Here is a 22665-nt window from a genome sequence, read left to right as displayed (position 1 = left end):
GTTGTATGGCGTGGCTGCATGCGGCCGACAAAAGGAAAGACGCTGCGTGTTGACGGCCAATTCAATTAAACTCTTGGCTCCGGGGAGAAGACCCATATTCCTAACAGGCGATGAGCTGAATGAGTAAGAAGACGTTGGAGTCGATCACCTCTGCCAAGGCCAAGCTCGAAGAAGAGCTCCGCAAGCTTGAAGAACAAGAAGCAACGCTCCGCCAAGAACGGGCCGCCATCGCTGTGGCGGAAATCACGAGCCTACTGAGCCAATACAGCGAGCACTTCACCCCGAAGCAGAAGGCGGAACTGGCAGTCGCCATCGGCGCCAGCAGCCCGGGCCGTGGCCGCAAGGCTGCCCCTGCCCAGGGCAAGAAGGAAGTCGCCCCCAAGTATTGGCTGCCCCATACCCACGAGACCTGGAGCGGCCGGGGTCGTCCCCCGCGCGCCTTCACGGCATGGGAGGGCACCGCGGCTTACAAGCAGTGGAAGGCCAGTCACCCGGACGAGAAGTTCCCGAAGTATCCCGGGTGAGAAGAAGCTTGAGCAACGGCATGGGCGAAGCAAAAAGCTCAGGAGTAATGCCAGTGCCGTATGAGGACTTCAGATTCTGCATAGGAGTTTTCTGATGCTGCGGTCAGGCTTCAACTGATCGCACGTCCGCGTTCCTCATGGCAACCTGTCTCCGTCGTCAGGCCACTTCACCCACCATGGTTGGGGGACGGGGGCCAGAACCTCCACTCAAGCGCCGACGACCAAAGGCCTCGCATGCGAGGCCTTTGCTTTTACGCTTGGAGGTCCCTGAGCCGGGCAGGGGAAGGCACGGGGAGGGCCGCCGGCCGGAAGCATCTGTCTATCCTCGTAGACGTTTTGAGCAGTCCTCGTGCTGGCGCTTGCCCGCCCATCTGGCCAGCAGTAGCGTTTTCGCAACGCTGTCCTCGTCAAGGAACGAACGATGAAAACCCTCTCTGGCGCATTGCTCGGATTGGCCGGGCTGGCTGCTGGCTTCTCACAGGTCGCCCAGGCGGCGGACCAGGTGATGAACCCAGCCGACATCATCGAGGGCATGGGTGAGCGCGTGCCTCCCGGCAAGAAAAACGTCAGCCTTTCCCCGCTGTTCAAGGCCTATGTTTTCGAAAAAGCAGGCCTCAAGTTCGTTCAAATCAACTCGGCGCGGGACGACGTCATCACGGTCATCGTCGTGACCCCGGGCGCCGAATCGCGCTTGCCGATCGGCTCGGCCGCGGGGCAACCGCTGCTCTTGGTCAACGACGAAGCCGCCGCGGGTTGAGCTGCAGGGCAGCCGAGGTTCCGGGGAGGCTCCATTCCAAGAATGTCTTGGTTGTAGCCCTGTCTTCGCTCAGTGCAACAAGGGCAGGGTATGGAGCAAAAAGAAAGCCCGGATGGCCGGGCTTTTTTGATGCGGATGCTCTATCGGAATCAACTGGTCAGCTGCACCCACAGCACCAGCAACACCATCGGCAGCCCGCTCAGGAGCGAGAAGACCCAGAAGGCTCCCATCAGGACCAGCGGCGTCATGACCCACCACTGCCCAGCGGTGAACCCCTGGTCGCGCTGTCGAGCCGCATAGGCTTCTTGCGGGTAGAGGCGCTCCGCTTTCCGCAGGCCCCGCCGGGCCATCAACGGCCCGACGATAAAGCCCAGCGGCCCGAGCAGGAGCAGGCTCCACGAGAACCACCAGAAGAACCGGTTGTGGGGCGTCATGACTTTCCTGGGAGCGGCGCGTGGCGCGCCGTCCCCACGGAACCCGGCCACAGCACCCGCCGGCGTGCCGGCCATCGGGTCAGGGTTGGTCTTCATTTCGCGTAGGCCCTCCAGGTGCCGTCGCTCTTGGCATAGCGCAGGTTCTTGCTCAGCGGGACGGGCACCTGCCGGCCCTCAATGTTGAGCAGGGCCTGGCCGCGGGTATCGCAGCGGTAGCCGTCCGCGCCCTCCGCTTCCACGCAGCCGGTGAGTTCGAAGTTCTGGATGTCGGTGACCTGGCCAGCGCCACTCTGCTGAAGCAGCCTGACGAACGCTTCCTTGGCGTCGTCGGCCGACGGCTTGCCGCTGCAGGCGGTGAGGCCCAAGGCCATGGTCAACGCGACCAGGCCGATCCATGCTTTTTTCATGTCGTTCCTTTGATGAGGGATGGGTGGGGAAGGCGGGCGAGGTCAGGGACTACTGTTTGTCGCGGTTGCCGTCCGGCTTGAAGCCGGCGATCCAGAGCCGGGTGTCCTTGAACGGCGTCAGCATTCCCGAGGGGCCGGGGTGCAGGTCGGCGGTCTGGATGAACCCGGAGACCCAGGCCACCCGCAGGGCGACGTCGACGGCGCGATCGGCGACGCCAGGCCGGCTTACGTTGACGACGAACGGTTGCGCCGGCGGGTTGGGACCCGTGGACCGCTGCGCGCCGGTGTTCCCCTTGCTGGGCGGCACGCGAATGCCGTTGAGGGCGTCCCGGCCTTTCCAGAGAGCCGACGTGTTGAGTTCGGCCGTCTCGCCCAGATCGTCCGTCTCGGTCAGCGGGGCGTCGGCGCAGGCCAGGAAGGTCTCGGTGCTCGAGGTGGCAGGGCCGGTCCAGATACGCGCTTCCACCGTCCAGCAAGGCAGCTTCTCGCCCCACTCGGTGAACGTCAGTGCAGCCCGGGGCCAGTCCAGGCGACCTGCCTGCGCGGCCTGGTGGTTGTCACCCTTGAAGAGGCTGGGGAGCTTCCGTGCGCCGCTGAGGGGCGTATAGAGAGGACCGCTGCCGCTACTGCCGGCCTGGGCTGTGGACTTGCTCCCCGCGTTCGGCTGGATGCCCACCATCTGCTTGCCGGCGTCCTTCAGGCTGCCGCCAAGCTGGCGGAAGAAGCCAGGCTTCTGGTCTTGGGTGTCCTGGGCGCGGGCAGCAATAGGGACGGTCAATATCAATGCCAGAGATGCTGCCCATGCTCGCCTTTTCTGAAGTGCCATAGACCCTCGCGCCGTGTGTGGATGTATCTGCCATATTGGCAGATAAGTGCGTTAGGATGCTAGTCGGTGCAGACTTGGAGATCAGCCCAACGTTAGATCTCCATGCCTGCATCCCTGCCTCCGAATTCCGTCTTTGGCCGTCGCTTGCGCGCGGCGCGGCGCGTGGCGGGCTTGTCGCAGGTCGAACTTGGAGCGCTGTTGGGGATGAACGAGAAAGCTGCCTCGTCACGCTTGTCCCGCTATGAGCGAGGGGAGCGCGAACCCGACCACGAAACGCTGGCAGCGTTGAGCGATGCGCTTGGAGTGCCGCCGGCGTATTTCCATGCCAGCTCAGACGTCCTGGCCGAAGTCATCTTGCTGGTTGCTCGATTGCCTGCTGAGCGCCAGAAGAGCGTTCTTGAACTAATCAAGAGCCACTTGGCCTCCCCGCCGGCATAGCTTGAATCGAGGCAGTGCTTTGCCTCCTCACAGAAGACCCCTTGTGAGGCGCTTTTCAGTAACGCGGGAAGGAGGGCTGGAAGATACTCGACTGTTCAGGATCAGTAGTAGGCATTGGAGCCTAGCTGTTGGCGAGGCTCAGCTTCGCGCCCACAATTGGGGATGCTGTCTCAGCCTCTGCAGCTGATCAGTCCTTGGAGAGCGCTCGCGGGGCATCCATAAGTATGGGTGATACCATTGCCGCCTGAGCCAATAGGGGGCAAGGCAGTTATGGATAGACTGGTTTTCGCGGTAATTCACTCTCTCGAAAAAGAGGCTCAGTCCAACACTTCACGAGTCAGGCACGCGCCTGGTCCGTTGGACGTTTCACTCACTCAGGTTCAGTCACTGGCGCAGCAGCTGTCACGTCTCGTCGGGCGAGACGGTAGCACCGTATTCTGGGGCCAATTCGGATCGAACAACCGGGAGGGTCAGTTTCCAGGTGCAGTGGAGAATTTGACTGCCAGTTCCGACTTGGCAACATTCATGACGCTGACCGAGGTAGCCATGGCGGAACTTGTGGCCGCTGCCGGAAAAGAGCTTCTGTCGACTGGCGGCTATGTGTTCTTTATGCTCTACGAGGTCAACTCAACGCCGTTCCTGCTCGTGGCGATGATAAAAGAACGCGGGGCTTTGAGCTTGTCGCCGGACATGGTTCCCACGGATATCCGTGAACTGGACTTGTCGAAGCTGCACCAGGCTGCACGTATCAATCTTGCGAGGTATGAGCAGGCTTTAAGTGCTGGCTCCGCTGATGTCGATGCGGACGAGGAAGAGAGGACCTATCTCTGCTTCGTCAATAAAGGTGCACGCAATGAGGTGGCCAAGTATTTCATTGATGCGCTAGGTTGCGAAAAAGGGGTGTCATCGAGCCGCGCCACCAAGTCGGCAATCGACGCAGTTAGAAAGTTTGTCTCCTCGAAGAAAGAGATTAAGTCTCAGACCCAGAGAGTGCGCAGAGCAGTCATCGATCACATGGCAGCCCTGCCGCACGGGGCCACTATGAGCGTGGGAACGTTGGTTGCAGTGGTCCGTGTAGCGCTGGGCGATGAATTGATTGAGCACGCCGAAGGCTTGAGCGAATACTTAAATGGCGATGAGGGCCAAGTCCCGGAGTCGTTTGTTGTCAGTGCTCAATACATTAAATCTGTCACTCGGATAACGGCTCAGGCGGAAGGGTGGCGTTTGTCGTTTGAAGATACGGAAATTAGTGAGACGGAGGGGCCATTGATTTACAATCGCGCCGACAAATCGCTCAGGATTCGGCGCCTCCCGGATGAGACTGTAAAGAAAATCGAGGCAACACTGGATCAGCGTGGCTAAGGATCAATCGTGTTTGAGAGCGTAGTTCGCCTTTATCGTGCTGCTGGGAAGCCTTCCGTGGAGGAGGGGGCGTTTTCCTATGACGGGCAGGCATCTGCGGTTGCGACTGAAGTGCAAAAATGCCTGGCAATAGATAGGAAGTTCGGGTATTTCGAAGACGGTCCTCATGAAGATGATGGGCAAATGTCCTTCACGTGGAAGCTGCCCTCGAACGAGTTCGGACGATTTTACGCAGACGTTTATGGCTTCGTTGATGGGTCGGAGATTCTGAGTTCAGGTGGTGTCCCAAGTAACTACTATCTCATTAGAGAGGACATCCTTGGCGGTGCGGAAGAGCCAACGTCCGAGCTGACTTCTGCCTTGCATTTGGGAAGGTTGATTGGTGGCTTGATCAAGCTTTCCTTGAACACTGTGTCGTTGTCGGCGAGCACCAAGAAGCTCTTATTTGTCCTTCCTGCAACGGGCGACGCAGGGCCAAAAACGTTCGAGATTGATACAAGAATCACACGCGCGTGCCTGCTTGCTCCGAAGCCGGACATTTCAGTATTAGAAGCGCTTTTTTCTAGTGAGGAAGGCAGGCTGCATATCAACGAGCATAAGCAGCTTTTCCGTGTCGCACTCACCAACGTTCTAGCTAAGCGGCGCCCGGATGCTCCTGAACCGGTGTTCCAATACTTGGTCTACTCATGGTCGGACGTTGTCATGGCTTACGAGCTCAATGCTGAGTGTTATGTCCAAAAGTTTTCCTTTGAGAAGCTTCGTGGGGATGTGGCGCGGATTGAGCTTGATTACGCAAGTCGGATGGCTGCGGTGCTGGGTGACAGCTCAGGGAAGATGCTGGCGCTGCCCTTGTCGATAGGAGGTTTGGCCGCAGTCTGGCTAGCAGAGGACGTATGGAGTGCCTCCGGGCTTTGCCTAGGCATGTTGTTGGTTTCGCTACTGCTGAGCGGCATCCTCCACAACCAGCGTCTTGCCTCAAACAGAGTTGAGGCGGGATTCAATCTCTCGATCTCGGACGTTCAAAGCGCTTCTGGCAAGCACCCGACTGCATTGCAAGGAGCAATTGATAGTGCGAAGGCAGGATTCGCTGAGCAGTTAGCCTTCTTGCGAAAGGTTCACATGGTGGTCCATCCACTGGCATGGTTGCCAACACTTATCGCAGTGGCGATGGTCATCCTACGATTTGGTGCCAAGGCATTGCCAAGCATTGGTCTTATCATCCTCCTCGTCGTGGGCGCAATTGCGTTCTTTCAATCGCGTGCACTAACGAAGGGCTGACTAAGTAGTGAAATGCTCAATGCCTTCTTTGGCGACCTCAAATATTGCCTTTAATCCAGGAAATAGCTCGGCCAAGATTGCAATTAGGCTTGTGAAAAGTATTTTCAGAGTCTCCAATCCACGTTTTGATTTGCCTTTTAGGCCTGAAATAGTGCGATGGTCGCGATTGTTTCGTGAGTTTTGCTCATCGCTTCCTATTTCCTGTCTTTGACCCTTCTTATTTCGCCACCTCCTCCAGCTGGCGAGAATTCCAGCAAGAAAATTATGAACGTGCCGCATTTCGAATTTGAGTAGATCAATAGCAGTTTTGCTGTCGAGATCTCGTTCTGCAATAGCGTTAAGATGATCCTCCATCCGCTCTATTCGACCCTCGTATTTGATTGCGTTAAATGCTTCCCCTTGCCAGCTGTGAAGACCCTCAAAGCCGTTCCTCGCAGTGTCATGCTCGATTAATAGACCACAAATCACATGCGCGACGTCGAGAGCGCCAACAAGATCATTCCTGAATTCGCTCATCTTTTATCCTTAAATGAATGCGTAGCTTGTCGATCGATACAGACGAAATCTCACGGGCAGAGCTTGTTCCTGTTGCTCAGCCGCTCCTTGAACTCTCCCCCTGATACGTCGGCAATTCAACCGATAGCGGATATAACTACAAGGCCCGCGCCTGCTTCATTCGGATTCTATCGTGTCGCTTGTGTAGGTGGAAATCCTACCACGCTGGCACCTTCTTGCTCAGCGAGTGCTTCATGATAAAGGTAACCCCTCTTGGGCCACGTCGCGTTGGTAGAGCTCGGCGCCAATCCCGTGGCTAGGACATGGCGGCAGCCTTGGAGCAGCAACTATATTCAAGGGTAGAACTTGCTCGGATCGGTCAAGCACTTGGCGAACTGCCCCCGCTGATAGCGCGGCAGTTCCACATTGGGCTGGTATATCGCCAAGGCTTCGATCTGCTTGCCTCGGGTCGCTCGGGCCCGCCGGTCATGTAGTGCTTCCGCAACACGGAACGTGCTATCTGGGATCCGTGTTGCGGTGATCAAGGTGGTCTGCCGCGCCGGAGCTTCTACCTACCAACAAAGCGTGGCAAGGTCAGTGCACTTGCCCAGCTTCTATCCAGAGATATTTTGAAGCGGTCCATCCGATAGACTGGGTGGAAGAACTGCTTCAACGTTAGGAACTGGCGCTCTGACTCTCGGGTGAGCATCTTGCGATGGGCTCTGCTGATATCAGCCTTCACGATGCGCTGCCCAAAGGTTTGGCGCAGGGCTGGAAATCCGCCGTCTTTGATCCCGCGTGAACGCACGTATCGCGTGAACCTGCTCCTCAGCGACGCTGCACGGTCCTGCTTGAGCTTCCCTGAGCTATCGGGAAATAGCTCTGTCTCTTCCCTGCTTTTGATGGCTGCGACGTAGTCCAGAAATCCGGCGTCAAGCAACACTTGTGGCACGGGGATCGACCAGGCGGGCCGCATCCTTCGACTCCGGCGCCTGGAGGCATTGAGGTCTTCTATGCGCTTGGCGGCGCGCTCCCAACCCACGATGCAAGTCACCCCGTGTTGCTCCACGATGTCCTCGACTGAAAGGCACAGCACCTCCGATGCTCGAAGTCCCATGCACAGTCCGAGCACAGGGGCCCAGTAAAGCAGCGGATCGGTGGCCCATCGCTCGTAGCTTGGAGAGGCGAAGATCGTTGCGACCTCGCTGTCGGTAAACGGGCGCCCGCGCGGATGACGGGACTGGGGGCGCAAGAGCAAGGCAGCGAAATCGCCTCGGGAGCGGGTTACCGCTTTGCCGCCAGGTGGGCGTTGACTGGGGATAGGGGGCAGGTCGGCAGTAGGCGTGCTGGTGATGCTCATGGTGGAACTCCGAAAAGGGTAGAGAGAATTGGAGGGGGCACAGGGCGCTGATGCTCGAGTTGGCTGTGGTGGTCGTCGGCCGGCTGTCTTGAGTAGCTCAACAACCGAATGGTCGAACGACAGGTCAGGGAGGGAGCCCCCAACAAGGCCATCAGGCCGGACATCGCGGCTGGACACAGTCATGGATAAAACTTTTGCTTGTCCCGCAACCGCTCCTTGAACTGCCCCGCCTGATACTTCGGCAGCTCAACCGACGGCCGATACAACTCCAAGGCCCGCGCCTGTTTCACGCGGATTCGGTCCGGCCGCTTGTGGAGGTAGTAGTCCTGCAAGACCGGCACCTTTTTGCTCAGCGAATGCCCGGTGATGAGGGCGACTTCTTCTTGAGGCACGTCGCGGTGGTAGAGCTCAGTGGCGATCGTATGGCGGAACGCGTGGAAGCCCACTCCCTTGGGGAAGCCGAGATCCTTCAAGTAGCTGCTGAATTGGTTGAGCAGCCCCTGGCTGTAGCGCGCGTTCGTCTCCCCCGTCTTCTTGTTCACGCCGGCGGACAGGTGGGGAAATAGGCGGGGGTGGCCGCACGCCTTCATGTCTTCCAGGAAGTCGAGGAAGCCCGCATCCAGAACCGGTTGGGCCAGGGGAATGACCCGCACCGCGGAGTCCCCCTTGAGGCTCTGGCGGCTCCGCGTGCCAACCTTGCCGGCCAAGTCCTCGTCGATCGTCTTGCGGATGGAAATGCACCACATCTCGCGCTCCTGAATGATGTCCGCCACTTTGAGCTGGGCCACCTCGCCGACTCGAGCACCCGTGTAGAGCCCCAAGATCGGCCCCCACCAACGATGTGGCCATTTCTTGGCCCAGGGAATGAAGTTGCTTGGGTCGAAGATGCGCTGCAGTTCCTCGTCGCTGAAGAGGCGGTCGGGCTTGCTGCTATCCTGGAGCAAGTCCTTCTTTATTTCGCGGAAGGGCTCCATCGGTGAGACGGGAATGGCCTTGGCTTTGACCAGCGTGCCGAAGAATGCGACGAGGAAGCGGCGGTGCAGTTCCAGCGTCGCGGGCGCCGGCGGCTCGACCTTGATGGCCTGGCCTCGCACGATCAGGTCTTCGACGGACAAGGACTTAAGCTCTGCATCCGAAGCCGCGCCTGGGGGAGCCCAGCGGATGAGATCCCACAGGCGGTAGATGTGCTGGTGGTCGATGCGAGAGATCCGAATGTCGCCGCAGACGCGTTGCAGAAGGCTCAGCGTGCGGGCGGTGGCCTCGATGGTGCGCGGCCGCAGGTTGCGGCGGGTCATGTCGCGCAGGTAGTCGGCGATCTCCTCCGACAACTGGCGGCCGGGCGTGGCTATGGGCAGAGGTTCTGGATATCGGGTGCCGTCCTTCCGGACTCGGATACGCTGCGTTTTCTCACAGGCGGCTTGGAGAAGCTCTTCCAACCCGATGAGGGCCTCGCGTCCTCGAAGGCGCACGTTGTTGAACGTGACGCGGCCGACTCGGACGCTGCCAAAGCTCAGTTCGCCGAAGGGGTGGTCGTTGTATTTCTGTAGCTCATTGGTGAGGTCGTTTGCCATTGCTGTGCTTCCATCGGTAGATGGAAGCTTGATACGTCGGCCTCAAAATTCGTCAATCCAAAATCGGAGTTTTTCTGCGCCTCCAATCATCACCTCAGGCATTGCCGGATCGGAGACTATTTGAGCCATGGCTAGTGGCTCGACTTAACCTCGCAAATTCCTTCTGCTCCTATATGGGGCAAGGGTTTCAGGTGGGCGAGGGTGGCTCTTTGCTGAGACTTTACTGTAGTGTTTAAAAATAATTGGTTAGCTAAAAAATAAAAATGACTCATTTTTAAAATGAACGAAAGTTAAATGTTAGCTAATATTGGTTAGCTTGTTTTTATTTTTAAGCTATCTGGCTGCGCTGCGGTAGTCTTTTTTAGTTAGTTTTATTGGATTTGCTGTTGAGCTTGCGATGACAACATCGTGCCAGTTTGGCAGGGTGCGGCAACCTCCCAAGTCCCCGCATCACGTTTTTAGAAGATGTCGTGCCCTGGCGCTATCGCTCTTGAGATCGAGGCGCTTATGAAGACCCAGCCGAGCAATGACGAGCCCGGCTTCTCTTGGGCTTGACCCTTTGGGCACTTCCGATAGGCACCTAACGGCCGCCCTGAAACTTGAAGGTGAAGCGAGCGGCGGATGCGGCGGTCTCCCCACCGATGGGCACGGGGGTGGCGTCCACCAGTGTCAACATGCCATCGGCAACAGGGACCGGGATACCGAGCGTGAGGTCAATCTCTTTGGACCAGCCGCCACCGAGCACGGTCGCCCTGACGATCAGCCGTCCGGCCTGAATGCACTGAACGTCGGCTGGGCAACGGCTGTCTTCGATGACACGGTCAGGGCGCACCCTGGGGCCATCGACCGCTGCAATCTCTCCCAGGCGCACAGGGCCTTCAATGGGGCGGCTCGCGACCGGACCATCTGCCGCGCACCCTGCAAGTGATACGCCCATCAGTGCTGCAAGTAGCTTCACTCTCATCCAAAAGGCCAGGGCAGCTTTTCGTTGTTTGATTCGCATGGTTTGGGCGGCTCTGAAGATGGCCTGAGTGTCCCACAGCTCTTCGATTCATGGCTGAGATGCGCGCCAGAGACTATCGAACTTGAATGCTGTGGGCATGAGCACTCTCAGTGAGCGGACGCTCACGGCAGCAGCAAGCCTGCAGCCGGCAGAAAAGTGCAGGACAGTGCGTAAAAGTTGCACCCACGCAGGATTCAGTCCTCTAGGCTCTTCGATCGCCGGCAGGGGAGTCGCGCATCATTGCTCTCCACCAGCGCTGGGCCTCTTAAAGGGAATCCTAGCTTCGCTGTCCCGACCGCAAGGGCAGGCCTCCTCCACGTTGTTCCGGCCCTCCGCTGCGCGCCGCAAGCGGTGCGCACTGCCGGGTGCGGTAGTGCCTGACGCTCCGCCTGCCGGTTCCCACGAGGCGCACAACGCGCTGGTGGAGAAGAACCGATGAAGCGCAGCACCAAGGACCGCACGGCCCAATACCAACTCCAGATGGACGAGGAGGGCATCTTGCTCGCAGCAGCCACCATCTTGGAGCAACGCCTCCAACGGCTGGGCAAAATCCACAGCCCCGAGCAGGCCTGCAGCTACCTGGTCGCCCGTTGCGCCCACCTGCCGCACGAAGTCTTCGGGTGCATTTTTCTCGACACCAAGCACCACATCCTGGCCACCGAGCACCTCTTCACCGGCACGATCGACGGATGCGAAATCCACAACCGGGTCGTCGCCAAGCGCGCCCTGGACCTCAACGCCGTCGCGGTCATCCTCTTCCACAACCATCCGAGCGGGAACCCGGAGCCCAGCCAAGCCGACCGCCAAGTCACCGAGCGCCTGAAGCAGGCGCTGGCGCTTCTCGACATCCGAGTCCTTGACCACCTGGTCATCGGTGGCCGGCAGCACGTCAGCCTGGCAAGCAGGGGGTGGGCATAGCCCGCCCCTTCACCTATGCGGTCTGCCGAAGCTAGACTGCCAAGGCAGATGCACATCCATGGAGCAGGAATGAAAGCGTTTCACGTGCGAGGGATTGTCTGGGAGACCGATGGCAAGCGTCCTGCGTTGCCGGCCGAAGCCACAATCGAATGCGAGAGCGAAGAGCAGATTGCTGACGCGCTCAGCGATGCATACGGCTGGCTGGTGAGCACCTTCGTTGTCGTAGAGGAGACCGACAGCGACCACACCAGGAACGCGAGTCGGGGTTGAAGGATTTTCGACTTGGTCGACGCCCCTTTCCCGCTTCAGCTAAAGTGTCGGACCCTGTTTGAACTGGCGCTCGCCACCCAAGCTTGCGCTTAGAGGAAGTCGTTGTTGATGGTGTTGAAAGGTCTGGTGGTTCTGCTGTTGGCTTTTTCTTCGGTTCCAGGCGTGGCTGCAGAGTTGGTCGGCCGCGCGACGGTCACGGACGGCGACACCATTACGGTCGCAAAACAGCGCATCCGCCTGTGGGGCATCGACGCCCCGGAAAGCGCCCAACAATGCACCACCAAAGATGGGCGTGCCTGGCCCTGTGGCCGACGGTCCGCCGCCGCGCTGGACGGCTATGTGCTGGACAAGACCGTTCGTTGCCAACCCAAGGACACGGACCGCTACGGCCGGGTAGTCGCGGAGTGCTTCGTTCAAGGGCAGTCGGTCAATCGCTGGATGGTTAGCTCCGGTTGGGCAGCGGCCTATCGCCAATACGCCACGGCGTTCATCGCGGACGAAGCCGATGCGCGCCAGCAGCGGCGCAACCTCTGGCAAGGGCCTTTCCAGATGCCCGCGGACTACCGCCGCAGCAAGCGCGAGCAGGCGGCACGCCAGACTCCAGTGGCTGCGCCATCTATACCGGGCGGATGCCGCATCAAGGGCAACATCTCTCGCCAAGGCAAGAAGATCTACCACGTTCCTGGGCAGCGGGACTACGATCGGACCAGCATCGACCTGAGCCAAGGCGAGCGCATGTTCTGCAGACCTGAAGAGGCAGCTCGGGCAGGGTGGCAGCCGGCGAGGCGCTGAGCCACCTTGCCGCGTTAGAGCGAGCAGCGCGGTGTTGGACGTGTGCCTTCTTGTCTGCCCAAGTTGGCGATCGGGACGGTAGACTCTGCCCGGCTGAGGTGGAGACCATACCCAGGTGGACGGGACGGAACGCATGGAAACAACGACGACCAATCAACCCAAGAAAGGGGAGTTCTTCCACTTGCAGCCGGACGTTCGGCGCGGGGGAAAAGGCCATGGGGTTGTCTTTGAGAACCGAGAGGCGCTCCTCACTCCGCCTAGGCTGATTCTGAGGCCAAAGGATGGCGGGTTTCCTGCTTTGCGCGAGGTTCCACGCCTGGTCTACCGCCCCAGTGAAGGCGTGCCTCCCGAAGACCTGGAAGGGGGATTCAGCGGCTACTGGTTGGTTTCAGAGCGCCTGCGTCGAGTGATGAAAGCGGTAGATCCTGGGGCGTTCGCGTTTGTCGAGACAGACTATCGCTTGGCCGATGGCTCGAAGGGGCCAAACGTTTACCTGTGCGACGTGATTCGCACATTGGACGCGTTGGATGAGGATGCTTCTATGCTCAACATCGAAGTCAGTGACGATTTCGAGGAGGGCAAGTATTACGACCTGACGGGGGAAATTCGCTTGGCTTTCAAGCGTGATGTCCTGGGTGATGCGCACGTTTTTAGGTTGGCTTTCCATGGGGGTGTTTTCTGCGACCGGTTTTTCAAGGACGCCGTGGAAGCAGCCTGTATCGGCACCGATGGACAATCGGACGGCCTTTGGTTCTACGACGTGGTCAACCGATAAGGCGAGCCACAAGGTTACAAGGAAGGAGCCTGATCCGTGCCGAACTACCGAACGCTTTTCCAGGACCACCACAACATCGAGCAGCAGACGCTGAAGAACAGCGAGTTGCTTGATGAGTTGCAACGGGCTGGGAAGTTTGACATCCACGCACCAGAAAACCGACTGTTCCTGCCGGCCAACCCTGCGTTCGCTCAAACGATGGGCATCACGCCGCATAGCGGTGGCCCACTCGGCGAATATCAGTATGGAATGCTGTCGCAATTGCGGCTCATTGAACGCTCCAGAGATGGTCAAGCCATGTTGGAGGGCGACCCAACGGCGCTGGACCGTGTTGTCCAGCGCGTCGAGCACTTACGCGATACCGTCAAAGTAGGCTTAATCAATGGTGATTTGAACACCAATACACCCGTTGGTTTAACTCCTGCACAGACCAACCAAAAGGTTCAAGACTTTTTCCGCGACATCCCTACCTACCAGCAAGCCCATGCCCAACAGATTGAAGCCCTGAAGGGCTTCACTGGGGTGGACCACGGCTGGGGTGCCGTTGCGCATTCCGAGTCGCGCATCGTCACCACGCTCAACCAAATTCAGGTCAGCAACACCGCCATCGTTCGAGGCGGGGATATCCAGCTTCAGCGCAGCGGGTTGTCGCTCGCCATCGCCAGCGCCCACCACGACGGGCGCGTGGTCTTGTCCGAGCAGGGCATCCTCAAGGTCGAGCAGACCCTGGGAGAGGAAGCCGCACAGAACCTTCGTGTCCCCCGCGGCCAGCGTGGCGAAGTCGCCATGCAGCTATTGATGGGCGAGGCCTCCGCCCGCGGGCTGACCCGTGCCGGCGGACTTCTGGCCACAGGCGCGGATGCGGTGATGACCGCCCGCACCGCCTCGGCGCTGATGGAGCAGGGGAACACCACGGCTGCGCAGTCGGAGGTTCAGCACGCCATTGCGCGCAACGCGGGCGGCTGGGCCGGCGGCGCGTCCACGGCGGCGGCGCTGGGCAGCAGCAGTGGGTTCGTGCCCGCGGCTTTGGTGGTCGGCGACGCTGTCTTGATGAGCAAGGCCTTCGACAAGGCCGTCGACCTCAAAGAAAACCGCGACATCTTCCACCAGACCGATCGAGCTGGTGTGGACTGGCAGTTCAACGGGCGGGATTGGGAGCGCCAAGGCCAGTTGCAAGAGGGGCAGGGTAAGGCGGTTGAGCAGGACGTGGTGGCCAGCTACGCCAAGTCCCAGGAGCTGGGGGCGATGGCCAATGCCAAGGCTGCTGAGTTCGCGCTGGGCAAAGCCCCCCCGCCGCAGGATCCGTTCAACCTCCCGGCCCAGGCCGGCGACCGGACGGGCCTCGACAACCAGAACTGGCATCGCAATCCGACCACCGAGTCCTGGGAGCGCCAGGTCAAGACCGGCGTGACGGGTGCCAACGACCAGGGCGTTTACGAGCCGCAGACCGCCACCCCGGCGCAGGCGCTGCGCCTGAACCAGGAAGCCCTGGGGCGCATCGAGAACAACATCGCCACTGGCCGCGAGGCCATCGCCCAGGCCTACCTGGAAAGCCATGCCGCCCAGCGCGGGCAGGACTACGGCGTGGGGGTGCCGGCCGCGGTCGAGAATGCCCGAGCCAAGCCGGACCAGGTGCAAGGCCACGACGGCCAGGTCTACCAGCGGAACGAGGCTGGGCAATGGGCGGGCAAGGACGGGGTGGCCACCGGCAACCTGGCGGTGGAGCTGGAGCTCACGAACCAGATGCGCCAACCATCGCTGGAGCGCGCTCAGGAGGCCCTGGCCGCCATCGAAGCGCGCCCCGCGCCCACGCCGGCGCAGATGGAGCACAACGAGCTCCTGCATCGGTATCGAGCCGCCGGCATTGACCTCAACGCCCAGGAGAACAACCTGCAGGCCGTGGAGCTGGCGACCCAGCGGACGAAGGAGGCCGAAGGCCTGACCGGTCCGACGATGCAGCAGCTGAAGCCGAACGAGCAGGGGCAATACGGCTACGACAGTCCGATTACCCACTACCAGGTTGGCCAAGACGGGGTGGCCCACCAGGTCGCGGTGACCACCTCCGAGGAGCTGCGCCAAGCCAAGGCCGAACTGGGACAGCCCGCCATGGCGCACGTGCCGACACTGGGCACGGTATCGGTCACCGCGCCAGGCCGCAGCAAGGAACAGGAGGTCGAACCGACTCAGGAGAAGGGCGCGCAGGGTCCGATGCTGGCCGACAATCCTGCGCACCCGGACCATTCCACCTACCAGACCATCCATTCCTGGGTCAGCGGAACAGGGAACTGGAACGAGGAGGAGAGCCGGAACGTCACCGCAGCGCTCTACAAGCAGCAGGCCGAAGATCCGCTGGTGAAACGGGTGGATCGGGTGACCGGTGCTTTGGGCAAGGACGGGGCCGAGAACGTGCTGGCGGTCTACGCGCCGTTCGGCGACAAGCTGCCGATCTTCCATGCTCGAGTGGATGGCCGGGAGGCGGCCCAGCAGCCGGCGGAGCAGAGCCTGCAGCAGGCGGAGACCATCAAGCAAGACCAAGTGCAGCAGCAGGCGTTGGAGCAAACCCAACGGCAGACCCAGCAACAGGAGCAGGGGCCGCGAATTTCTCTATAGTAAGCTTTGACCAGTCTCGCCCTAGGCTGCTTCTGTTAGCTCCCGGGGCTAGCCCACGCTGGCATTTGCAAAAGACGTGGAGCAGGAACTCGGCAATGCCTTGACACCGCTGGATCTGTTCGATCTGCTTGGTGCGCGCGATACATCCTCGGGTAGAACGGTTAAAATTGAGTCCACGTGTGCTGCCGACAAGTCAGTTTTTCATGCTTTGGTCGCATCCCCAACGTCATCATAAATTGAACACGAAAAAGAGAGCTGATGTCGGGGCGTAATGATATTCCGGTGATCGATCTGTTCGCAGGGCCAGGAGGGCTTTGCGAAGGCTTTTCTTCCATCTTTGATAAAGCTGGTGGACGCCGATTTGCTGTCAGGGTCTCCGTAGAAAAAGATCCGATTGCTCATCGGACGTTGCTACTGCGTGCGATCTTCCGAAAATTTCCGAAGGGAAAGGTTCCACGCTGCTACTACGCATATATCCGTGGAGAAATCACTCGGGAGGCATTCCTCACTCACCCGGAGGTAAAGGGCGTTGCTGAGCAAGCAGCCCGAGAGGCGCGTTGCGCGGAGCTTGGCGTAACGCCTCCCGAGGAAGTGGATGGTTGGATTCGGGAGGCTCTAGGCGATGAGACTGACTGGGTATTAATCGGTGGCCCACCTTGCCAAGCCTATTCGGTTGCGGGGCGCTCGCGCCTGCGTGGCAAAGATCCGGAGAAGTTCGAGGCTGACGCCAAGCATTTCCTCTACACCGAGTATTTGCGGATCATTCAAGAGTTCGCTCCAGCCGTTTTCGTTATGGAGAACGTCAAGGGGATGCTGAACTCCATGAACTCCGGAAAACGAATTTTCGAGCAGATCCTGGCTGACCTTAAAGCGCCGCGTGATGGCCTGAGCTATGAGATCAGGTCCTTGGTGGTCCAAAAAAAGGAAGGGAATTTAGATCCAAACGACTATGTGATTGAGGCCGATGAACATGGCATCCCGCAGAGTCGTCACCGGGTCATCTTGTTTGGCATCCGTTCCGACATGGTCGAAGCGACGCCGGAATTGGTAAAGGATCCCGAACGTTTCCTGCTAAAAAAGTCGGGAAGAAAGGTAGGCGTAAGCGTAGCGCTTGCGGGGCTGCCGGCACTGCGGAGTCGTCTATCCAGAGAGCCAGACTCGCAGGCGGCTTGGATCAAAGCTTTGCGGGAGACGCCGCAGTCCCTTAAGGGGTGGCGCCTTCCTGTGCGTGGTGACATCGAGTCGGCTATGGAAAAATTTATCAAGAGAGCTGAGAAAAATACGAGTTTCGGCGCGAGTTTCATCCCAATGGATGTTGTTCCAGGTGGAGCCATGCCCGAGCCTTTACAGAAGTGGTATTTGGACTCCAGGGTCGGCGGGGTGCTGCAGCACGAGGCGCGTAGCCACATGCGGTCGGACCTCCACCGTTATATGTTTTCGGCGTGTTTCGCAGCCACGCAAAAATACGCTCCAGACCTACGAAACTTCCCGCCGAAGCTTCTCCCGGACCATATGAACGTGGACAAGGAAATGATTCCCTTCAAGGATCGCTTCCGGGTTCAGATGGGCAAGTTCCCATCATCCACGGTGGTTGCACACATCAAGAAGGATGGGCATTACTACATTCACCCGGATCCCGCGCAGTGTCGTAGCTTGACGGTGCGCGAGGCTGCGCGCCTGCAGACTTTCCCCGACAACTACTTCTTTGAGGGAAATCGCACTGAGCAATATGGCCAGATCGGCAACGCCGTTCCTCCGCTGCTGGCCAAACAGATTGCCGAGATCATCTACGCCTTCATGTCGTTGCCTCGCCGGCGGGGATAGCGTCACGATGTAGTAAATACCGGAGGGGATGGACTGCGAGGCTGCTAAACAAATCCCTCGTCGGTCGCATGTTTCATTGATTCTTGCAGTTTTTCGAGACGAAAGCCTTTCGGGTTGAACTCCGAGGTAAGCGCGGCCCACTCGACAATGTCCCTCTCACCTTGCGTCAGCTTATGTTCCCTACTTTCCCACGCGTGGAGCCGCCTCCAAACGCCATCGCGCCAGAACAAGTGTGCGCGATCCTTCCACGAAAGCGGCCTTCCGCTATGTCGGCCTTCGGCAATTGAGCACGTGGCTAGGAACTCTGGTGCTAGGCTGATCTCACTGGCCTCTACGCGCGTCCAACAAGCCTCTCGCTTGACCCATTCCGTGACCAAACGATTCCTGACCTGTGCCTCTGGGATTTCCATCAGAAGCGGCAGCACCAGTGCAGCAATCCGCATTGCCTCGCGCATGAAAACGTCTGGTGCACGTTGCGCTCGCCATATCTTGTCGTAAGGAGGTTGCATCCCCGCCGCCTGCATTCTGGAACTCATGAGCGCTAGTGTGTAGCTCGTCAGGGGCCGAACGATGGACCCTGGATACCAGTCTTGGGCTGGTATGGCGGCGTCTACCATGCGTGTCAGGATGGCTCTACACACCACGCGCTGGAAATAGGAACTATCAAATTCAGTCGGGTCGATAGCCCATTGCTGGACAATGATCTTTCCAAATGCGGCAATGTTCTTCTGAGCGCCGGAACTAACAATGTGAGGCAGGCCGTCGAATGTGGATTCGTAGCGTGCCACGTCCGTTTTCATGAGAATCTGCTTCCTTGGATTCAGCATCTGCCAAAGCTTTGCTTCGATCGCCTTCTTTCGTTTGAGCTCAACCTTGTAGCTACCGCTAGTGCGTTCGAAATACCAGTAAGTATTGCCTTCACCCGCTTTTGCTGGAGGTGCAAGCGTATCCCGAGAGATGCCCTCCAGGCGCTTGAAATACGGATGACCAGCGAATAGGTCTGATGCTGATACAGCGTTCTGGGCATTGGCAAACCGCGCAATGTTGTGCACGGCGTCCTCGAACCCATCTTCGGGCAGTCGCGACAGCTTCATCTGGATCCGGACTTTGGAAAGATCTGCGCCGGCCTTGCTCGCCCAGTAGAGTGAAGCTGTCGTTTGACCCCCGTTGACAATCTGTAGACCGGTCGCCTTCGTGATCTCAGTTCTTCCAAGATCACTTGCACATGTTTCCAAGTCAGAAACGGTAACTGTCAGTCCGTTATTGAAAGCAAAGAACATCTCTGGTTCGTTGCGAAGCGTATCGCGTATGCCTTTGTTGACCTTCCGGTTATCCCCGAGGAAGGCGCGCACGTTTTGCTCAAGAATTCTGCCGCCAAACCGGTCATAGAGACTCGCAAGGATGTTGCCCGGCATCACGCACATGAAAGAATCATAGCGAGAACGACTGTCCAAGCCCACGGGGAGCGCCGGTATTCCTTCGCCATACTCACCCTCAAAATCAATCGTGATTTCTTCCCGCCCCCTCGAGGATGCTTCCATACGCGCAAGGCGGGCGATATCCCACAAGTGCAGATCAACGCGCTGGGTGCCCAGTGCCAACTCGGGCATCTTGCCAATCGCTGTTCCAAGTGGTCTATCGGAAATCAGGTAGATGCATGCCTTTGTCATCTCCCCGCCGGTGGCAAACGAGAAGATTTCGCTACATACCGCATGTGCGTCGTGACTCTCATCCCACGAGTCTGCCAGAGACTCATGGACACTGCCTTCCAAAAAACGAAACGCAGCGGCAACTGTTCGCTTAATTTCCTCTGTGAGAAGTGGCTCAGGTTCTTCTGCCCCGGAAAAAGCAGAGACGATTAGATTGAGAACGCCGTCGCTTGGCGAGAAGCTATAAGCATCAAGCAACACTGGCCAGCCTCGGGAGACTTGCCCCGATATGCGACACACATTGTATTCGGTGAACTCCTCGCCATTCTCTAGGATTGAACAGGCCCGATCAACAAATCTTGTGCTTGTATAGCCCATTCCTGCAGCTGATTCGGCACCGATCTCACCCAATAGTGCTTGCCGATAGGAAGCAGTGTCCTCATCCATATACGACATCAGCCATCAACCCCACTATCAAGCACCGACTCGGGTGAAACGGCGAACTCGCCGATAAGCGCCAAATCAACCGTATATTTTGCTTCTTGAATTCGCGCATCGACTTCAGATCGAATGAGCCTGGGGAATCCATCCCTGCACTCAAATGCGGCCATGCCGGCTACTCGATACGCTTCGGAGTCATAGGCTTCCAGATGAATGTAGCCGCGCTTGAAGAGCGCCGCCTCGATCTGATCCACCATCTGCGGTCCAAACGATCGAGCACGATCTGTAAGACGGGCACAAATCTGGTTAAGCGTCACAGCATCGGCGCCTTCGGATGCTACCAATTCAACTACGACCAGAGTCAGAGGTAGTTGAGCGGGTTCGAGCTGCGCCAGCGACGAAATGCGGACGACTTGGCGTGAACCGGATAGGCGCGATTTGACTTCCAGCAGCCTGTCCTTGCATGCGAAGTCCTGCGGATGCTCATCCGGCGCGACCCACGCATTCAGCGCAGCTGCGAATCCTGCTGAAGCAGCCAGCCGTTCCATGACAAAGAGCTCGCCGACCAGGCCGCGCACCTCGTGGGGACTCATCGCGGCAGTGCGCCCGCGCGTCATCAGAGAGTGCCAGTGAGCCAAGCGTCTGAAGAGGCTGGATGTGGCATCGGCAGGGGTAGCGCTCCCTCCAGAGTAAGAAATAACGTCTTTGCAAAGTGTCAGGAATACTTCGCGGTCTTCATGCTCGCGCAAAAACATGCTGGCCTCCGCGCGCGAAGAGTCCAAGACGGTATGGAGCACTAAGCCACGGGGTTTGGGAAGCTGGTCAGGCACTCGAAGGGGATCTATTCCGCGAAGCAGTAGACCGGGAGACCCATCGGCACCTTTGATCCAGAAGGCATCCAGCGGATGTTCCATACTTACACGTCTGCCCACAATCTGGCCGATTGCGGAAGTTAATCCTTTCCAGGGATCTTCATGCATTAGAACTTTCCGCCTCGTCGTCCTGCTCCTCATCCGCTGATCCATAAAGTTCGCGGTAAGCAATCAGGTTGGCCGTGTAGCGCACAAGCTTCTCGCTCTCCTCGGAGCCCAGTTTTGGAAAGCTCAAACCATAGGCAGCATACATCTCGCCCCGCACCTCATCGGCTTCTGCATGCTCTTTGGTCTTGGTGCGCAGAAGGTGGAGCATCAGCAATGGCCGCGTTCGTTGTGCACGGTAAAGGTGATCAGGAATGCTTTTTTTCGACTGGCCATGAATCTCCTTGACCTTTTGTATCTCCTCTTCTGACAAGCCGATTCGCTCCACACCCCTGGAGGCGACGCGCCGCTTCGTTCCGGAAACCAATAGGGCATTTTCGAAGCGTGAGGTCTTGCGCTGCTCCACAATACGATCCTGCAGCCCAATGCTCAGCCCGTGCAGATTCTCAACATCACCTTCGGAGGCCTTCGCGCGTGAGTTCGAGACCAGCACGACGTCCCAATTGGATAGTTGTCGTTCACGGATGTATGCGATCAAAGGCGCGGTCTGCATTTCCAGCTGGCCCGGATGCACGCCGAAAGAGGCGATGAAATCCAGAACATCAGCTGTATCTACATCGCGGAAAAGCTGGCTTGATAGCTGCTCTTGTGGATCAACTGGAACAGGCTGCCGATGCTCCATCATTCGCAGCGTCATCTGGATCACCGCTTCAACATTGCGGAGCCGCGCCTTGTCAGATGAAATCAGGGCTGACGACTCAACCATCTTTCCGGACAGTCCCACTTCACGCACGATGTCTTCGGTATTCCGCATCTTGTCGCGTGCAGTGACGAGCAAGGTGCCTGGATGACTCCGAACAGCAAGGCCGAAGTCCATGGGGGTCAGGCCAACTAACTCCATCCGCCGAATTTCATCACGGAGCTCCTCCGTTGCGTCTGCAATGAATCCATACCAATCGCTAGCTTCTGACCTGATAAATAGTCTGCAAAGGTCCTTGAACCCATCTCGATATCCAAACCATCTGCCCATTTGCAGCAGCGTGTCATACATCTGGGTGTTGCGAAGGAAATAGCTGACCGTCAAACCCTCAAGCGTGAAGCCGCGCGAAAGCGAATTTCCACCAACGGCGATTACGTTAAGTCCCGTCTCGGCATAGGCACGGTAATCAAGCTTTCCAGAGTTTTTCGATGCATTGACCTCCACGACCTGCATGGGTGCCGCGGCGCGATGGAGTTCCTGCTGGATTTCAGGCCAGCTCTCGTCTCCGTCCAAATAGTGTTTTTCCCAATGCTGATGTAGGGAACGCATGATGGGATCGCGCAGCGCTGCATCGGGTGGCATGGCGTGACGATTTTGAACCGCTGATTGCAGTTCAATGAGATGCCTGGAAATCTCTTTAGCCACGTCACCCTGCACCCGTGTAAACCGAGAGACATTGACGAGCATGGAGTGATGACGTTCTCCTTGTCCCCGCATGATCCGGATCGCCTTAGAAAGAACAAAGCAATCGATTGCCTCGACAAGGGTTTGGTGCAGACCCTCTATGTTCCAGTCGATCTTATGCTTGACCGGTAGCCAGTCCTCGGTCTCATTCAACTCGACTGTTATTCTGTCCGAGTCTTCTGAAAGGAAGAACTCACGTGCGCCCATGTAGTTGGAAGGTGCATCCAGGCCGACAATGAAATCGCGAGGGAAGAGATCTTTTCCCTGCTCATCGTTCTCAGAGTCCGGATCAATGAAGATGTTGGCAAAGGGTGTTGCTGTGTAGCCAATGTAGGCGTTTCGGCTGGATAGGTTGAGAAGCGCACGGATTAGGCGATTTATGGTCCGCGGCGCATTCTGGTCCTTGGATGTGTCCACCGATGCGTTATCCGCCTCGTCGTCGATTACCAGCATCGGCAAGGTCAGTCCACCGTGTGATGCACTTGTTCCGCGGATCCAGTCAATCAGGTT

The 22665-nt window shown here is 58.4% G+C and carries 21 protein-coding genes and 1 pseudogene; 11 read left to right on the top strand and 11 right to left on the bottom strand.

Annotation, left to right across the window (positions count from 1 at the left end):
• Nucleotides 1-119: 119 nt before the first annotated feature.
• Nucleotides 120-524 (top strand): H-NS family nucleoid-associated regulatory protein, encoded by a 405-nt coding sequence (locus tag E4A48_RS11605; protein ID WP_142742457.1) that lies wholly within the window; start codon nt 120-122, stop codon nt 522-524.
• 421 nt (nt 525-945) lie between these two features.
• On the top strand, nt 946-1281 hold the full coding sequence (locus E4A48_RS21095; RefSeq protein WP_260607944.1) for a hypothetical protein: 336 nt from the start codon (nt 946-948) through the stop codon (nt 1279-1281).
• Between the two features lie 149 nt (nt 1282-1430).
• Here the strand turns inward: E4A48_RS21095 and E4A48_RS11595 are convergent, their stop codons facing one another.
• Genes E4A48_RS11595 through E4A48_RS11585 form a run of 3 tightly spaced genes read right to left on the bottom strand, consistent with a single transcriptional unit; the run spans nt 1431 to nt 2948 of the window.
• Nucleotides 1431-1811, bottom strand: a complete 381-nt coding sequence (locus E4A48_RS11595) for a hypothetical protein (protein WP_185910651.1) — start codon at nt 1809-1811, stop codon at nt 1431-1433.
• Nucleotides 1808-2122: a hypothetical protein gene (locus E4A48_RS11590; RefSeq protein ID WP_142742456.1), complete on the bottom strand. Its 315-nt coding sequence runs from the start codon at nt 2120-2122 to the stop codon at nt 1808-1810. Before E4A48_RS11590 ends, E4A48_RS11595 begins: the two co-directional genes overlap by 4 nt.
• A 49-nt stretch (nt 2123-2171) precedes the next feature.
• Nucleotides 2172-2948 (bottom strand): hypothetical protein, encoded by a 777-nt coding sequence (locus E4A48_RS11585; protein WP_142742455.1) that lies wholly within the window; start codon nt 2946-2948, stop codon nt 2172-2174.
• A 102-nt stretch (nt 2949-3050) separates the two neighbouring features.
• Here E4A48_RS11585 and E4A48_RS11580 point away from each other — a divergent pair, with 102 nt between their 5' ends.
• The 3 genes from E4A48_RS11580 (at nt 3051) to E4A48_RS11570 (ending at nt 6026) form a co-directional block, all read left to right on the top strand.
• Complete coding sequence (locus tag E4A48_RS11580; RefSeq protein WP_142742454.1) at nt 3051-3386, top strand: helix-turn-helix domain-containing protein; 336 nt, start codon at nt 3051-3053, stop codon at nt 3384-3386.
• A gap of 270 nt (nt 3387-3656) precedes the next feature.
• A complete protein-coding gene (locus E4A48_RS11575) occupies nt 3657-4748 on the top strand; it encodes a nucleoid-associated protein (RefSeq protein WP_142742453.1) in 1092 nt (363 codons plus the stop codon).
• A gap of 9 nt (nt 4749-4757) precedes the next feature.
• Nucleotides 4758-6026 carry a hypothetical protein gene (locus tag E4A48_RS11570; RefSeq protein ID WP_142742452.1) on the top strand — a complete coding sequence of 423 codons (1269 nt, stop codon included), beginning with the start codon at nt 4758-4760 and terminating at the stop codon, nt 6024-6026.
• On the opposite strand, the gene E4A48_RS11565 is transcribed toward E4A48_RS11570, so the two are convergent.
• From E4A48_RS11565 to E4A48_RS11550, 5 genes and pseudogenes are all read right to left on the bottom strand, one after another.
• Nucleotides 6027-6542: a hypothetical protein gene (locus tag E4A48_RS11565; RefSeq protein WP_142742451.1), complete on the bottom strand. Its 516-nt coding sequence runs from the start codon at nt 6540-6542 to the stop codon at nt 6027-6029.
• Nucleotides 6543-6874: 332 nt separating this feature from the next.
• Nucleotides 6875-7029 (bottom strand): annotated as a pseudogene (locus E4A48_RS21615) (integrase); the annotation flags it as partial.
• Nucleotides 7030-7089: 60 nt separating this feature from the next.
• Complete coding sequence (locus tag E4A48_RS11560; protein WP_260607943.1) at nt 7090-7881, bottom strand: site-specific integrase; 792 nt, start codon at nt 7879-7881, stop codon at nt 7090-7092.
• 179 nt (nt 7882-8060) lie between these two features.
• Nucleotides 8061-9452 carry a tyrosine-type recombinase/integrase gene (locus E4A48_RS11555; protein ID WP_142742450.1) on the bottom strand — a complete coding sequence of 464 codons (1392 nt, stop codon included), beginning with the start codon at nt 9450-9452 and terminating at the stop codon, nt 8061-8063.
• 580 nt (nt 9453-10032) lie between these two features.
• Complete coding sequence (locus tag E4A48_RS11550) at nt 10033-10389, bottom strand: hypothetical protein (protein ID WP_409976380.1); 357 nt, start codon at nt 10387-10389, stop codon at nt 10033-10035.
• A gap of 501 nt (nt 10390-10890) precedes the next feature.
• Between E4A48_RS11550 and E4A48_RS11545 the strand changes: the two genes are divergently transcribed.
• From E4A48_RS11545 to E4A48_RS11520, 6 genes are all read left to right on the top strand, one after another.
• On the top strand, nt 10891-11373 hold the full coding sequence (locus E4A48_RS11545) for a JAB domain-containing protein (protein WP_142742449.1): 483 nt from the start codon (nt 10891-10893) through the stop codon (nt 11371-11373).
• Between the two features lie 69 nt (nt 11374-11442).
• Nucleotides 11443-11643 carry a hypothetical protein gene (locus tag E4A48_RS11540; protein ID WP_142742448.1) on the top strand — a complete coding sequence of 67 codons (201 nt, stop codon included), beginning with the start codon at nt 11443-11445 and terminating at the stop codon, nt 11641-11643.
• A gap of 108 nt (nt 11644-11751) precedes the next feature.
• Nucleotides 11752-12435 (top strand): thermonuclease family protein, encoded by a 684-nt coding sequence (locus tag E4A48_RS11535; protein ID WP_142743160.1) that lies wholly within the window; start codon nt 11752-11754, stop codon nt 12433-12435.
• A 133-nt stretch (nt 12436-12568) separates the two neighbouring features.
• Entirely contained in the window at nt 12569-13210 is a 642-nt protein-coding gene (locus E4A48_RS11530) for a DUF1629 domain-containing protein (RefSeq protein ID WP_142742447.1), read from the top strand.
• Nucleotides 13211-13246: 36 nt separating this feature from the next.
• Complete coding sequence (locus tag E4A48_RS11525) at nt 13247-15820, top strand: XVIPCD domain-containing protein (protein WP_142742446.1); 2574 nt, start codon at nt 13247-13249, stop codon at nt 15818-15820.
• Between the two features lie 282 nt (nt 15821-16102).
• The gene (locus tag E4A48_RS11520) at nt 16103-17644 is read left to right on the top strand and encodes a DNA cytosine methyltransferase (RefSeq protein ID WP_260607941.1); all 1542 of its coding nucleotides are present in this window, start codon (nt 16103-16105) and stop codon (nt 17642-17644) included.
• Nucleotides 17645-17688: 44 nt separating this feature from the next.
• On the opposite strand, the gene E4A48_RS11515 is transcribed toward E4A48_RS11520, so the two are convergent.
• The 3 genes from E4A48_RS11515 to E4A48_RS11505 are packed head-to-tail and all read right to left on the bottom strand — an operon-like array spanning nt 17689 to nt 22608.
• Entirely contained in the window at nt 17689-19740 is a 2052-nt protein-coding gene (locus tag E4A48_RS11515) for an AIPR family protein (RefSeq protein WP_185910650.1), read from the bottom strand.
• An 8-nt stretch (nt 19741-19748) separates the two neighbouring features.
• On the bottom strand, nt 19749-20714 hold the full coding sequence (locus E4A48_RS11510; RefSeq protein WP_185910649.1) for a PD-(D/E)XK motif protein: 966 nt from the start codon (nt 20712-20714) through the stop codon (nt 19749-19751).
• Nucleotides 20707-22608 carry a Z1 domain-containing protein gene (locus E4A48_RS11505; protein WP_142742442.1) on the bottom strand — a complete coding sequence of 634 codons (1902 nt, stop codon included), beginning with the start codon at nt 22606-22608 and terminating at the stop codon, nt 20707-20709. The genes E4A48_RS11510 and E4A48_RS11505 overlap by 8 nt, the downstream gene beginning before the upstream one ends.
• Between the last annotated feature and the right edge of the window lie 57 nt (nt 22609-22665).

It is taken from the genome of Xanthomonas translucens pv. cerealis, assembly GCF_006838285.1.
GTDB classification, from domain to species: Bacteria; Pseudomonadota; Gammaproteobacteria; order Xanthomonadales; family Xanthomonadaceae; genus Xanthomonas_A; species Xanthomonas_A cerealis.
Note: the sequence above shows the minus strand (reverse complement) of the source record. Positions and strands in the feature narration are given on the sequence as shown.